This is a genomic window from Arenibacterium sp. CAU 1754, from assembly GCF_054482635.1.
This window is the reverse complement of record NZ_JBTLRG010000007.1, coordinates 1-14,576: the sequence shown is the minus strand read 5'-3', so window position 1 is coordinate 14,576 and position 14,576 is coordinate 1. Positions and strand designations below refer to the sequence as shown.

Here is a 14,576-nt window from a genome sequence, read left to right as displayed (position 1 = left end):
CAACCTTAAAACTCCTCCACTTTTGAGTAGGATCCGCTTCAAGCCTTGGAGAAGGAATATGAAGAAGTCACGGTTCACGGAAGAGCAGATCATCGCGATCATTAAAGAGCAGGAGGGCGGTGTCCCGACGGCTGAGGTTTGCAGGAAACACGGCATCAGCACAGCGTCGTTCTACAAGTACAAGTCGAAGTTCGGCTTTGTCTGACAGTCGCGTACGGGTAGATGCTGCCTTGCGCACTTTACCGCTATCTTTTGTGTAGTATGGTTGGAGCAAGAGCGCGGTGTCGGTCATGACGAGACGCTCACACAAAACAAGGAGGAAAAAATGCAATTCACGAAATTGCTCGCCGCTTCGGCCATGGCCCTGACGGTTGCAAGCCCTGCACTGGCAGAAAACGTTTTGCGCTGGACCAGCCAAGGCGACGCGCTGACCATGGACCCTCATTCGCAGAACGAGGGGCCGACCATTGCAATGAATGGCCAGATTTATGAATCCCTGGTCACTCGCGACGCGGACCTTGTTCTTCAACCCGAATTGGCCGAAAGCTGGGAAGCTGGTGCCGATGGCTGGACGTTCAAGCTGCGCCAAGGCGTGAAGTTCCACGATGGGTCAGATTTCACCGCCGAAGACGTGGTGTTTTCGTTTGAGCGCGCCAACCATGAGGCCTCGGACTATAAAGAGCAGGCTAAAAACGTCACCTCGGTTGAAGTCATCGACGATCACACCGTCAAGCTGACAACCGACGGGCCGAACCCGATCCTGCCGAACCAACTGACCTCGATCTATATGATGGACAAAGGCTGGGCCGAGGCGAACAACGTTGTTGCCCCGCAGGATTTCAAGGCCAAGGAAGAAACCTATGCTGTGCGCAATGCCAATGGCACCGGCCCGTTCACATTGGTCAGCCGCGCACCCGACGAGATGACAGTTCTGGCACGAAACCCCAATTGGTGGGGCGAAGGCAAGTTCCCTGGCAATATCGACAAGATTGAATACCGGCCTATCACCAATGCAGCCACACGAGTGGCAGCGCTGCTGTCGGGCGAGGTCGACTTCGTGCTTGATCCGCCGCTGCAGGATGTCAAACGCATCGAAGGCTCGGAAGGGCTTAGCGTGAAGACGGTCGCGCAGATTCGCTCGATCTTCTTTGGCATGGATCAGGGCATCGACAAGCTGCGCACCTCGGATGCCGAAGGCAACCCATTCAAGGATGCCAAAGTGCGCGAAGCGTTCAACCTTGCCATCGACAAAAAGGCGATCCAGCGGGTCGTGATGGAGGGCTTGTCGTTTCCGACCGGCATGATCACCCCGCCGGGTGTGCTTGGCAATACGCCGAAAAATGATGCGTCCTACGGGTTTGATACGGCCAAGGCCAAAATGCTGTTGGCCGAGGCAGGTTACCCGGACGGGTTCTCTATCCGGCTGGATTGCCCTAACAACCGCTACAACAATGACGAAAAGATTTGTCAGGCTGCTGTGGCGATGTTGGCCAAGATCAGCGTGAAGGCGAACCTTGATGCGATCCCCAAGGCGCAACACTTCCCAAAAATTCAGAAGCGCGAGTCCGACTTCTACATGCTGGGATGGGGCGTGCCGACGCTCGACAGCCACTATGTGTTCTCGTACTTGCTGGACGCCGAAGGGTCGTGGAATGCCACCGGCTATAACAACACGCGGGTGAACGAGATTACCAAGGCGATCACTACCGAGATTGACCTCGAAAAGCGCGCGGCGATGATTGACGAGGCCTGGTCGCATGTCAAAAAAGACATGCCTTATGTGCCGATCCACCACCAGGTTCTGGCCTGGGGGCTTTCGGACAAGGTCGACATCCCGATTGCGGCGGATGACGCCTTTCGTCCGCGCTTTGCGGTCATGAATTAAGCAAACTGCCTGGGCAGGTTACGGCCTGCCCAGGCATTGATTGGCTCTTACATGCTTTTTTTCATACTCAAGCGGCTTGCGCAGTCGGTTCTAGTGATGGCCATCGTTTCGGCAGTCAGTTTTTCCCTGTTCAATTTCGTCGGCGATCCGGTCAACAACATGGTCGGTCAGGACGCCACTCGCGAACAGCGTATCGAAATTCGCCAGCAGCTTGGACTTGATGACCCGGTTCTTACCCAATACTCGCGTTTTCTCGGCAATATGCTGCAGGGCGATTTTGGCCTCAGCTACAGGATCAAGCGACCAGTTGACGAGTTGATCTTCGAGCGCTTGCCCGCCACACTGGAACTGGTTTTTGTCAGCGCAATCATAGCGCTCGTGGTTGGGATATCGTTGGGCGTCTATACCGGCATCAGACGCAAATCATGGGTCAGCCGATCGATCCTTTCGGTTTCTCTGGTTGGGGTCAGCCTGCCAACATTCATCATCGGGATTGCCTTGATTTATGTTTTTGCCGTTCACCTGCGATGGTTACCGTCATCAGGTCGCAGCGGGACAGTTGAACTTGGCTGGTGGAAAACCTCGTTGCTAACCCTGGATGGCTGGCGCGCAATTATTCTGCCAGCGATCACATTGTCTCTATTTCAACTGACGCTAATCCTGCGGCTAGTGCGGGCCGAGATGCTAGAGGTGATGCAAACCGACTTTATCAAGTTCGCTCGAGCCCGCGGGTTATCGGAGCGCGCGATCAACTTTCGCCACGCACTGCGCAACACGCTGGTGCCGGTGATAACCATCATCGGTCTCAACATCGGCGGGCTAATTGCCTTTTCGGTTATCACTGAAACGGTGTTTCAGTGGCCCGGTACAGGTCTCATGTTCATTCAGGCAGTCGATTTCGTTGATGTGCCGATCATGGCGGCGTATCTGGTGTTCGTCGCGCTCTTGTTTGTTTTGATCAACCTTGTTGTCGACATTCTGTATTTCGTCGTTGATCCGCGTATCCGGCTGGGGGACTAATTTCGATGAGCCAAGACCGCCCTCAGATCCACCCAATGACCCGCTGGCAGCGGTTTATAGACAATGACATCGTGTGGTCGTTCCTGCATTCACCCGGGGCGATGATTGCCGCGGCGATCACGGCCATCTCGATCTTGGCATGTGTCTTTTCCCCGCTCATTGCGCCGTTCGACCCATTTGATCCAAGCCAAATCTCGCTTTGGGATGGCAAGCTGCCTCCGGCTTGGAGCGAAGGAGGGCAGCCACAATACCTGCTTGGTACCGACAATCAGGGCCGCGATATGCTGTCGACGATCCTTTACGGCGGGCGATTGTCGATCCTTGTTGGGTTGGCAGCGGTCTGTCTTGGCATGTTCTTAGGCGTGAGCCTGGGCGTGATCTCGGGGTATGTCGGAGGTGTCACAGATGCGGTGATCATGCGCATTGCCGATGTGCAACTGACGATCCCCGGCATTTTGCTCGCCATCCTGATTAACGGGGTTGGGCGCGCGTTCCTGCCGCTGGAACTGCGTCAGGAATTTGCTGTTTATGTCGTCATTGTTGCAATTGGTCTGACCGACTGGCCGCAATTCGCGCGCGTCGCGCGTGGCGCAACCATGGTCGAGGCGAATAAGGAATATGTTCAGGCCGCGCGGATCATCGGCTTGCCCGCCTGGCTGATCATGATACGGCATGTCCTTCCCAACACGTTGCGCCCGGTTCTGGTGATCGCCACGATCGGGCTCGCGCTGGCCATCATAGCCGAAGCGACGCTGTCGTTTCTTGGGCAGGGCATTCCGCCCACGACACCGTCGCTAGGGACGCTGATCCGAGTTGGAAATGAATACCTGTTTTCCGGTCTGTGGTGGATCACCTTTTTCCCCGCTATCGCGCTGGTTGTTCTTGTCTTTGCTGTCAATCTTCTGGGTGACTGGATGCGTGACGCCCTAAATCCGAAGCTACGATGACCGAACTTCTGAAAATATCCGGCCTTGATGTCGATTTCCTAACCCGCCGCGGCACGGTTCATGCAGCGCGTGGGGTCAACCTTACGGTTCATCCGGGCGAGGTTCTTGGGCTGGTTGGCGAATCCGGTGCCGGCAAATCGACTATCGGCAACGCCATCATTGATCTTCTCGAAACCCCGGGCCGGGTAAGCGCCGGTTCGATCCTGTTCGAAGGTGAAGAGCTGCGTGGGCGTAGCGAAGCCGAGATGCGTCTTGTGCGCGGTGACAGGATCGGGATGATCTTTCAGGATCCGCAAACCTCACTTAACCCTCTGATGACAGTCGGCGCACAGCTTGTTGAGACCATCGAAAAGACCAACGACCTAAGCGGGGCCGAAGCCGAAAAGCGCGCTATCGAGCTGTTGGAACAGGTTGGCATCACCGAGGCCAAAGCGCGGCTTTTAGCCTATCCGCACCAGTTCTCAGGCGGGATGCGACAGCGGGTTGTGATCGCGCTGGCCTTGGCGGGCGATCCTGATCTGATCATCGCGGACGAGCCGACGACCGCGCTTGACGTGTCGACCCAGGCGCAGATCCTTGATTTGATCAAGCGGCTCTGCCGTGAGCGGGCGCTGGGCGTGATCATCGTGACCCATGACATTGGCGTCATCGCCAACATCGCGGATCGTGTCGCGGTAATGTATCGCGGTGAAGTGGTTGAAACCGGCGATGTGGGCCAGATCCTTGGTGCGCCCCAGCACGAATACACCAAGTCCCTGATTGCCGCCGTGCCGCGCGCTGATCGCAAGCTGGATCGGTTTTCTTCCGTGGACTACGTCGAAGGCGGCACAACGCCGTTTCGACGTATCGATATCCGGACCCATTGGCTGGGCCAATCGCTGCGCGAACGTGACGCCGGAGCGGCGATTGAAATCGAAAATCTTGAACTGTCCTTCACGCTGCAAAAAGCCGTGCTAAAGCGAAATCGCAAGATGGTGCGGGCCGTTGACGATGTCTCCTTTATCGTGAACGAAGGTGAGACCTTTGGTCTGGTGGGTGAATCCGGCTCGGGCAAATCTACTGTGGCAAGACTGATCGCCGGGCTATACCGACCAGATGCTGGCAAGATACGGGTGATTGGTCAGGACGTCGTTTCGCACCCGAAAGGCGCAACTGCCCGCGGGGCGCGACGGGCGTTACAGATGGTTTTTCAGGACCCCTATTCATCGCTCAATTCGCGTATGCGGGTGCTTGATATCGTGGCCGAACCGATCCGGTTTTATCGACTGACCGATGGCGAGGCCGAGACGCGCAAGATAGTTGGTGACCTGCTGGATCATGTTGGGCTGGGCGCAAGTGCTGCGCTGCGCTATCCACACGAATTTTCGGGTGGACAACGCCAACGCATATCCATCGCTCGCGCGCTGGCGTCGCGCCCGCGCATTCTGATTTGCGACGAGCCGACATCGGCGCTTGATGTGTCTGTGCAGGCAACGATCCTCAACTTGCTCAAAGACCTGCAACAAGAGCTTGGTCTGACCATGCTTTTCATTAGCCACAACCTACCGGTTGTGCGGCAGATGTGCGACCGGATCGCGGTCATGCGAAATGGCAGCATCTGCGAGGTTTCCGACACCGAGACGTTGTTCAGCGCCCCCAAGCACGACTATTCGCGCCACTTGCTGGATCTGATGCCGCGTATGGACCTATTAGGCGAAACTCAGGGTTAGCTTGCCAGAGGCTCACCCAAATCCCAGTAAAGCCCGGCCATCACGCCAAGCGCCTGATGGGCCACCGGGATAAGCATATGTTCATCCGGGGCATGCTGGTTAGAACCGCCATAGGAATGCGGTATCCAGATAGTTGGTAGCCCCAGGGTTTCCATGAACACGTGATTGGGAAGGGACCCACCAAGGTTGGGGGCAAGGTGCGGTGCGATGCCAAGCGTACGGTGAAGCGAGGCAACAACGCGCTCGACCCACGGGTTGTCTGGCGCCGAGCGGGTTGCAGGGAAAAAGCCACTCTCTTCAGGTTCAACACGGATCTGATCAAAGCCTTCAGCATCCAGATGGCGGCGCAGCGATGGCAGAATGTCTTCGGCGTCGGTTCCGGTGACAAAACGCAATTGGCAGATGGCCCGCGCCTTGCTCGAGATTGCATTGACCGGCGCCGCAGGTATGCCGCTTTCCATGGCAAGAACAGCAAAAGAATTCCAGCCATAGACACGTTCTTGGGGTGTCAGGGTTTCATCCCCCCAATCCAGGTCGACCTGTGGGCCAACCGGCAAAGGCAGCGTTCTAATGAGAGCACGAATGTCCGGCGTCAGGCTGGTTGGGCGCCATGCCGGAATACGGATTTGTCCACGTCGGTCCGTGATCGTGGCCAGCGCATGGGCCAGTATCACCGCCGGGTCAGCCAAAAGCCCGCCCCAATTGCCCGAATGATGAGCGCTCTTACGCAACTCAATCGAAAGACCGAAATTTATCGCGCCACGCGCGCCGAGAAAGACCAGCGGTACATCTGGCAACATGCGCGGCCCGTCCGACGCGATCAGAACGTCGGCCGCAAGCAGCGCCGTGTTTTCCTGACAGAATTCCGCCAGACCGGGTGAGCCTGTTTCTTCCCCCATCTCGATCAGCCAGGTGGCATTAAAGCCAAGCCGCCCACGCGCCGCAATCACGCATTCAAGCGCCATTAGATTGATCAGATGCTGACCCTTGTTGTCCGCCGTGCCCCGGCCATAGAGCCGGTCGTTCTCTTGGCGAAGCTCGAACGGCTTGCAGCCCTCGCTCCAGTCGTCTTCTTGCCCACGGGTCACATCACCATGACCATAGCCAAGGATAGTCGGCAGACTTTGGTCTTCGATCCGGCGCGCAACAAGAAATGGGTTACCTTTGGGATTGGGATGGATCGTGCAGGTAAACCCGGACGCGGTCAGGCGCGGAACGAGCAACTCTTCAAGATAGGCTGGCATTTCTTCGAAACGCTGCGGGTTTTGACTCTCGGTCGGGCGGGAAACAAGCTCTGCCATATCCATTGTGAACCGACCTTCATCGACCAAGGCTTGCGCAGTGCGGATCACGTCAGCACGTTCAGACATTGCGTTGCTTCCTCTCACCGGTTCCGTTTCGCGGCGCACACGCGTTTCGAACGTGGCTCTCCGTTGCACCCCTAGTAGGACGATTAGGATGGAATGGCTACTGTAGCCTCGAAAGCCAGCGTCAGATGCGCCGCAGAACGAGAGAACACGGTAGGCTCAAGAGGCGCCACTTACGGCCCACAGCTGCCATTCATCACTACCTTCAATGCCGCAGTGCAGCTTCTCCGAAGCGGACAAAGGCGACGCGGCGCAGCATTTTAATCTGCCAGTTGGCTGGTATGCGGGACAAAGTGAGCTTTCGCTGCAATTGCACCAATTTCGGCTTTGGGGGAGCATTCAACAAACGGTCGTTTATTGTGCCAAATTGTGTGTTGGCCTACCATAATGCAGTAATCTCGTTGCATTAACCAAACTTCCGGAAACGAACACACAGCATGATTGCCTATGTCACTGTCGGTGCCGATGATATGGCCCGCGCGAAACGGTTTTACTCTGCGTTCCTACCAGCCCTTGATTACGGGCTTAAGGAGGGTCCCGAGGGCCTGAGCTACGCGTTACCCGTACAACCGGGTCAGTCTCCCGTTTTGCCGGACTTCTACGTTAAACCAACCTTCGATGGACGTCCGGCCTCGGCTGGGAACGGTGCTATGATCGCATTTGAGGCTCGCAGTCAACAGCAGGTTCGTGATCTTCACTCCGCCGCGCTTTCCGCTGGCGGCTTTGACGAGGGTCAGCCTGGCTTTCGTGACTCGTATGGACCTCAATTTTATGTTGGTTACCTTCGCGACCCTCAAGGCAACAAGATCGCACTGTTCTCCAGCAATCCGGACGAACCTGGACGAGACGGATAACGCGGGTTACCTGGGCTAACGTTTTTGACGGTCTGAAAAAGGAACACCCCGCCAGAAAGCCGAACAAGTCGATCGGTTTGCCCCTAGGGGTCTATTCGATTTCGTTTAATAGCCACTCGGCGCGCTCGATCTGCTGAATCGCGATTTCAAGCTTCTTTTTCAAACGGACCTTTTTGTCCGGGTTCTCCGTTGTCGCGATTTCGGCTTCCAGCTCTCCGCTCCTCTTGCGAAGTTTCTCCAACGTCTTCTCCACATGGTTTGGCTTGATCTGACTTGCCTTGCCATGCTCGAGACGTTCTTTGTATTCGGCAATCTTCTCGCCAAGCTTCTTCAGCCCCATCCGATAACCTCCGACCCGCTGCGCAGTGCTTGCATTCTAGCCTCCTTTGAAGACGTTTTGCTGACCCTTGTCACCGTCTTCCTTGGCGGGGGAGGGGATGGGCGCTGCCGGTCTCTCGACCAGTTCATCTTCGTCCAGAGTCAGCAATTTTTCGACCTCGGCCATGGCCCGGTCACGCTCGATGTAGTAGCTGCGCGCCGCCTCGATCAGGTGACGCATCGCGCCATACGCGTAGCCTGAGTCATTCAGAAACGAAGTCGCGGCGTGCGCGTTCAACTCGCCCTTTCGGATCAGCGCTTCGATACGGCGCGTGGTCGAGCGCGTCTCGTCTTCGATCTGCGCGCGTTCCTGGTCCAGCCAGAGTGCGCTGCGATCTTCCGGTGCAGCAAGGCCCAGTTTGTGAATCTCCAAAACGATCCGCGCGATCTCGGTGCGCAGACCGTCATAAAGCTCTGTTACGATGCCCTGAGGCCGCGTCGTGTAGCGGAGTACGTTCTTGCGCAGGTGCTTGACCGACTTCACGGCCTGCACGATGTCGCTGGACACGTCACGCAGGGCATAGACTCTGTCAGAGATTTCGGGCGGCATCCGCTTGTCGCCGACCCGCGTCGTGAAGTCTATGATCGCCGAGTAGAGCGTCTTGACCCGGCGTTCGTAGCCGTCTTCCAGATCGAGATCGAAGGCCGCGCGGCTCTTGCGCACCGTTTTGGCGATGTCGTCGGTCTGGAAGATTTGCTGCCGGTGCAGGTTCAGGCCGTGCAGGATCAGTTCCACGGCGTTCTCGTAAAGGTGCAGCACCTCTTTGCGCAGCGCGCTTTCCAGCGTCTGCGGGAAGTCGTCGACCGCCTCGTTCAGGTACCGCGGGCGGCTGACATCAGGGACCGGTTCGACGATGTAATGCTCGATGAAGCCGATCAGTTGGCGCAGAACCGGCAGTATCAGCGCGACGCCGAGCACGTTAAAGATCGTGTGGAACACCGCAAGCTTCAGCGCGAAGTCGTTGGCCGAGATGCCAACGGTCGCACTGATCGCGTCGACCGCGTCGCGCAGAGGCGCGATGAAAATGAGCGCCACCACGGCCGTGACCACGTTGAAGATCAGGTGGGCGAGCGCGAGCCGTTTGCCTTCGAAGTTTGCGCCAAGCGCGCCGATGACCGCCGTAATCGTCGTGCCGATGTTGGCGCCGATCGCCAACGCCAGCGCGTTCTCGTAGGTAATCTGTCCGGCGGCGAGCGCGGTGAGGATCAACACCATCGTCGCGTGGCTCGACTGCATGATCACGGTCGCGGCGGTGCCGAGCAGGGTATAGACAATGAGGCCCAAAAGCCCCGGCAGCGCGAAGCGCAACAGGTCAATCTGATCCTTGAAGGCCTCGAAACCTTCTTTCATGTGGTGAATGCCGAGAAACAGAAAGCCGAGTCCGCCGAGTGCATAGCCGACACCGCGCACCGGTTTGGGCTTCTGGAACACCAGCAGGATGCTGAGCGCGATCATCGGCATTGCGTAGGCGGCGATGTTGACCTTGAGTCCCAGCCCCGCGACCAGCCAGGCGCCCGTCGTCGTCCCGATATTGGAACCAAGGATGATCCCGACCCCGCCGATCAGCGAGATCAGACCGGCGCTCAGAAACGAGATCGTGATCACCGAGACCAGCGAACTGGACTGCAGCAAAGTCGTGGACACTATGCCGAAGAGGATTGAGCGCGTGGTCGAGCCGGTCGCACGTTCAAGCACCCGCTCCAGGGTGCCGCCACCGAAAAGCTTGAAACCGTCTTCGAGCATGAGCATCCCGAACAGAAAGATCGCAACGCCTGCAGCGATTTCCTGCGCATTCGGACTGACCCAGAAGGCGAGAAGAAGCGCCGCGATCGCGACCGGGAGATAGAACTTCCGCATTCAGTCAGCGCCGCACTTGCGTCGGCATGCCTTGAAACAGTCGGAAAGCCTCTGGCGATATCGCGCGAGGACAGAGCGGCGTTCCAGGCACGTCGGAAAACACCACACGGTCGAGGCGGCTAGGTGCGAATCGGACATCCTCGCTCTGCAGGTCCTGTCGAAAAAGGGAGCGTTCGTGCGTCATGCGTGTCGAGTCCCATATCTGGCGCATAAACCAGCCGTGCAGCGGTCACGCCGTCGATCATTGTCGGGCAATCCCGTTGCACTTCCGACACATAACCGGATCCGGGAAAGCGAACATTGACCTACATCATGGCTGCTTTGAGCGCGCCGTCCACGATACCGTCCTGCCATTCTGGCGCAAGAGGGGGAGCTTGCCTTGCTGAAAACCGAAAACGTCGAATCCGCCGTACAGCTCAATCGGAGTGAGCTCTTTCGCTTTGGCACGGCGCTGATTTTCATCGTCGGCGTCATGCTGTTCACTATCGTCCGAACCGACGGCGGGGTCGACGGCATCCTGCTGGTGGTTGCTGCGATGATCGGCGGCTACATGGCGATGAACATCGGCGCCAACGACGTGGCCAACAACGTTGGGCCGGCGGTGGGGTCGCAAGCGATCACCCTGACCGGCGCGATCCTGATCGCCGTGTTCTTCGAAGCCGGTGGCGCGCTCGTCGCCGGCGGCGACGTGGTGGGCACCATCAAGAAGGGCATCATCGACCCCGATCTCGTGGCCAACCGCGATACCTTTATCTGGCTGATGATCGCGGCGTTGCTTGCGGCCGCGGTCTGGCTCAACTTCGCGACGGCCATTGGCGCGCCGGTGTCGACAACGCATTCCATCGTCGGTGGCGTGCTTGGCGCCGGGATCGCGGCCGCGGGCTGGAGCATTGCGGACTGGCACCAGGTCGGCATGATTGCTGCAAGCTGGGTGATATCGCCAGTGCTTGGCGGGCTGATCGCTGCAGGCTTTCTCTACATCATCAAGCGCACCATTACCTACAAGACCGACGTATTGTCTGCGGCCAACCGAATGGTGCCGGTTCTGGTCTCGTTCATGGCCTGGGCCTTTGGCACATATCTGATGCTGAAGGGGATCAAAAAACTTGTGAAGGTCAGTTTCCCGATGGCAGTGGTCATAGGCCTTGTCTTGGCGGTCGCCGTATACCTGTTGATGAAACCCTACATCGCGCGTCTTACAAAGCGCCTCGAGAACCACAAGTCGAGCGTCAACGACCTCTTCACAGTGCCGCTAATCTTTGCCGCCGCCCTCCTGAGTTTTGCCCATGGTGCCAACGACGTTGCCAACGCCGTGGGTCCGCTGGCAGGCATCAATGAGGCCATTGTCGGGGGCGGGGTTACAGCCAAGGCGTCCATCCCGCTTTGGGTGATGGCCGTTGGGGCAATTGGCATCTCGCTTGGCCTTGCGCTCTATGGGCCAAAACTGATCCGCACGGTCGGCAGTGAAATCACCGAACTGGATAAGATGCGCGCGTATTGCATCGCGATGGCCGCGGCGATAACCGTGATCGTCGCCTCGCAGCTGGGTCTGCCTGTGAGTTCGACCCACATCGCCGTCGGCGGCGTGTTCGGCGTTGGTTTCCTGCGCGAATATATCAAGTCGAGCTATGCCCGGATGCTGGACGACATCCGCGACCATCACGCCGACCAAGACCCCGACGCGGTGGATGCGTTCCTGAAGCGCTTTGAAGCAGCGGACGTGATCGCCAAGGGCGAGATGCTCCGCAGTATGAAAGCGCAAGCCGCGCCCGATCGACTACTCGGCAGGAAGGAGCGCAAGGGTCTCGGGCGCGTACATCGGGTTGAACTCGTCAAGAGAAATCTGCTCCTTCGGATTGCGGCAGCATGGGTGATAACGGTTCCGCTGGCCGGGCTGCTGGCGGCCATGTTTTTCTTCATGATCCGTGGCATGATGCTGCCGTAAAAACCTACCCTTAAGGCCGACGTCGCGTAGAAGTTCGCGGGATGACATTCGAACAAGAGACCAATGGCTGGGGAGGCCCGGTTGGCGCCCGGGGTGCGCTGCAGCTTGAGAAGAGCGATTACTGCCTACGGACTCTCAGCCCCGCGCCCGGCAGCCATCTCCACTGCCAATCCGACACATTCATGCAGCGATGCCATAAGGGCATCAACCAGACTGCGAAGAGAAGAGTGACCCGGATGAGCGGCAAGACATGGAACAATGAAGGAAAGCGAGCTTGACCCAAACGCCCAATTAGAGAAGCGGTCATCGGGTGAATTTGATTGATCAGCCGCTAAACGGCACATAACAGACGTTGATCAGCAGCCGGGCTTGCTCGAACCCGCAGATGCAAGTCCACCCTTAAAATTTCCCGTTCTCGTTCTTCCATTTTTTGCGCGGCGCTATGGCTTCGATTGTGTCCCAATGCTCAACGATCTTGCCATCACAGACGCGGAACAGATCATAGAAACTGGAATGGATGCCGCCCCTCGTCCCTTCGCTCATGCAAAGGATGAAGTTGCCCTCTGCCAGCACTCGATGGACTTTGTGATATTGGATGTGAAGTGCCCCATTTTCCTTGACTTCCAATGCTGAGCGGACTGCGGCGATACCGTCGGCAAGGTCGGGGTTGTGCTGGATCAGGTCTTTGTCGACATATGTGTCGAGTAGATTGGTCTGACGTTCGACAAGAACTTGTTCCGCAAATCTGCGCGCCAGATCGCGGTTGGCCTCGGTCTTGTCCAGATCGGTGATCTCGGTGCTGCCTTCCAGCATGCCGCGTCCCGACGGGTTGGGACCAGCGATAGGCTGGATGTTGTCCCAGTGCTCAACGGCCTTGCCGTCCTCGAACCGGAAGACCTCGAACGCAACGCTCAGGCTGGAAAAGTCGTATTCGTTGTGCGCAAACGCGAAATCGCCGTCCTCGAATACCCGCACGAAGGTGACCCGCGGGTTGGTTTTTGAAAGGCGTGCAAACAATGCAGCGATCCCCTCGCTGCCCTCGTGTGTCTGGGGATTGTGCTGAATGTATTTCGCCTCGTTAACGACGGCCGCTGCATTTGCATCTCCGGTTTCGATGCCTTTCAGAAGCTTCTTGAGCAGGTCTCTTTTCGATGCCATGCGGTTTCACTCTATCTCGACGCGAAAATCATGCTTTGCACCATAGCGCCCAAGACATGCTCGTGTGGATAGAATTGTTCACCTCCGATGCGCGAGCGCACCCATTGCAGTACCGGCCCTTCATCCTTGCGGTTGCCAACGGGCGTTCGGTATCGACAGCCGCGATAGAGTTTTCTGGGCTCAGCCGCGCTCCCATTTGAGGCGGAGGGTCGCTTGCGGGGTCTCTGCCACCCGCCCGCCGAACAGGCGCGCTTCTTGATTCATGCGCCATGCCAGCCAGCCGAGCGCTTCGTCGTCCGCTCTTTCGAGCCGGAACCGATGGAGCCTGTAGGGCAACATTTCCAGCGCCACCAGCGCGCCGGTGTCGCGCCGAATATCAGCGACGTAGCCGAGGACCAACTCGGGGCGAAACGCGTCCTTTCCGCTGATCCCCTCGTAGTCATTGACCAAATCACCTGCACCGAAGAGCACGAGCCGCCCAGCCCTTACGGCCGCCGCGCGAGGGTGGTGCGAGGAATGGCCGAACACGAGATCAACACCTTGCGCCACCACCGCCTCGGCAAGCGCGCGATGGGCCGGGGCGATCGAGTAGCCCCAGTTGTGGCCCCAGTGGATCGAAAGCGCGATAATATCACCGGGCTGCCTTATCTGCGCAAGTTGCGTCGTCACGCGGGCGACGACCTCGTCGGGCTCTGTGCGCGCCACGCCCGGTTGCCCCGGACCGGCCCTCCAGGACAGCGGCACGCCGGCATCGTCAAGCGCAACGGCAAGCACCACGAGCCTACCACCCCCCGTGAACGACAGGTATCGGGGCGCGAAAGCCTCTGCGCCATCCCAGCCGGCCCCTGCATGCAAGATCCCGGCGTCGTCGAGGGTGGCGAGCGTCTCGGCGAGACCTGTGCGACCCCAGTCCAACACATGGTTGTTGGCCAGTGTGACACCGTCGATTTTGGCGGCAGCCAGCAGCGCCACATTGGCGGGATGCATCCGGTAGTGGATGCCCTTGCCCGGGTCGTGCACACCGCCGGACGTGATTGCCGTCTCCAGGTTCACCAGTCTCAGATCCGCGTCTCGCTCATCGAGATCTTCCAGCAGATCACCCCAGACATAGTGCGGCCCGACCCGACGCGGGATTGCGCCATTCGCGCGTTCGGCGAGTGTGACGTAGTCTTGTGCGGATGCGACGTGGCCCTCGAAAAGTTGTGGGTCGCAGGACTGAGGCTGGATCTGATCGATCCCCCGTCCAAGCATCACATCGCCGGCGAGAAAGAGGCGCAGACAGTCTGGAGGACGGCTCATCCGCATCACCCCGGTCGGGCGGGGAGCCGATTCGCCGCAAGCTCCGGCACGCCACAGCAAGGGATTCGAACTGGGAAGGTGTGATCGCAGGCCATACAACACTATCTTATCATTCGGCACATGCCGCTTTGACCGCAGTCAATGGCAAAGTCGGTT

Annotated in this window: 11 protein-coding genes and 1 pseudogene; 7 read left to right on the top strand and 5 right to left on the bottom strand. The window is 58.2% G+C overall.

Annotated features, from left to right (window positions below; genetic code table 11):
* Positions 1-58 precede the first annotated feature (58 nt).
* The 5 genes and pseudogenes from ACXYMO_RS18670 to ACXYMO_RS18650 form a co-directional block, all read left to right on the top strand.
* A pseudogene (locus ACXYMO_RS18670) lies at positions 59-196 on the top strand (transposase); the annotation flags it as partial.
* A gap of 129 nt (positions 197-325) precedes the next feature.
* Positions 326-1,885: an ABC transporter substrate-binding protein gene (locus ACXYMO_RS18665; RefSeq protein WP_458880267.1), complete on the top strand. Its 1,560-nt coding sequence runs from the start codon at positions 326-328 to the stop codon at positions 1,883-1,885.
* A gap of 51 nt (positions 1,886-1,936) precedes the next feature.
* Positions 1,937-2,905, top strand: coding sequence for an ABC transporter permease (locus tag ACXYMO_RS18660; RefSeq protein ID WP_458880266.1), 969 nt, complete (start codon positions 1,937-1,939; stop codon positions 2,903-2,905).
* Positions 2,906-2,940: 35 nt separating this feature from the next.
* Entirely contained in the window at positions 2,941-3,852 is a 912-nt protein-coding gene (locus tag ACXYMO_RS18655; RefSeq protein WP_458880265.1) for an ABC transporter permease, read from the top strand.
* A complete protein-coding gene (locus ACXYMO_RS18650; RefSeq protein WP_458880264.1) occupies positions 3,849-5,561 on the top strand; it encodes a dipeptide ABC transporter ATP-binding protein in 1,713 nt (570 codons plus the stop codon). The genes ACXYMO_RS18655 and ACXYMO_RS18650 overlap by 4 nt, the downstream gene beginning before the upstream one ends.
* Here ACXYMO_RS18650 and ACXYMO_RS18645 read toward each other — a convergent pair.
* Positions 5,558-6,931, bottom strand: coding sequence for a M20 family metallopeptidase (locus ACXYMO_RS18645; RefSeq protein ID WP_458880263.1), 1,374 nt, complete (start codon positions 6,929-6,931; stop codon positions 5,558-5,560). The genes ACXYMO_RS18650 and ACXYMO_RS18645 overlap by 4 nt on opposite strands.
* Before the next feature lie 434 nt (positions 6,932-7,365).
* On the opposite strand from ACXYMO_RS18645, the gene ACXYMO_RS18640 reads away from it, so the two are divergent.
* Positions 7,366-7,782: a VOC family protein gene (locus tag ACXYMO_RS18640; RefSeq protein WP_458880262.1), complete on the top strand. Its 417-nt coding sequence runs from the start codon at positions 7,366-7,368 to the stop codon at positions 7,780-7,782.
* A gap of 91 nt (positions 7,783-7,873) precedes the next feature.
* On the opposite strand, the gene ACXYMO_RS18635 is transcribed toward ACXYMO_RS18640, so the two are convergent.
* Both ACXYMO_RS18635 and ACXYMO_RS18630 read right to left on the bottom strand, forming a co-directional pair.
* Complete coding sequence (locus tag ACXYMO_RS18635; protein WP_458880261.1) at positions 7,874-8,122, bottom strand: hypothetical protein; 249 nt, start codon at positions 8,120-8,122, stop codon at positions 7,874-7,876.
* 36 nt (positions 8,123-8,158) lie between these two features.
* Complete coding sequence (locus tag ACXYMO_RS18630; RefSeq protein ID WP_458880260.1) at positions 8,159-10,018, bottom strand: Na/Pi cotransporter family protein; 1,860 nt, start codon at positions 10,016-10,018, stop codon at positions 8,159-8,161.
* Positions 10,019-10,397: 379 nt separating this feature from the next.
* Between ACXYMO_RS18630 and ACXYMO_RS18625 the strand changes: the two genes are divergently transcribed.
* Positions 10,398-11,963, top strand: coding sequence for an inorganic phosphate transporter (locus ACXYMO_RS18625; RefSeq protein WP_458880259.1), 1,566 nt, complete (start codon positions 10,398-10,400; stop codon positions 11,961-11,963).
* Between the two features lie 399 nt (positions 11,964-12,362).
* Here ACXYMO_RS18625 and ACXYMO_RS18620 read toward each other — a convergent pair whose 3' ends face one another.
* Both ACXYMO_RS18620 and ACXYMO_RS18615 read right to left on the bottom strand, forming a co-directional pair.
* Entirely contained in the window at positions 12,363-13,121 is a 759-nt protein-coding gene (locus ACXYMO_RS18620) for a nuclear transport factor 2 family protein (protein WP_458880258.1), read from the bottom strand.
* 180 nt (positions 13,122-13,301) lie between these two features.
* The gene (locus tag ACXYMO_RS18615) at positions 13,302-14,420 is read right to left on the bottom strand and encodes a CapA family protein (protein WP_458880257.1); all 1,119 of its coding nucleotides are present in this window, start codon (positions 14,418-14,420) and stop codon (positions 13,302-13,304) included.
* Positions 14,421-14,576 lie beyond the last annotated feature (156 nt).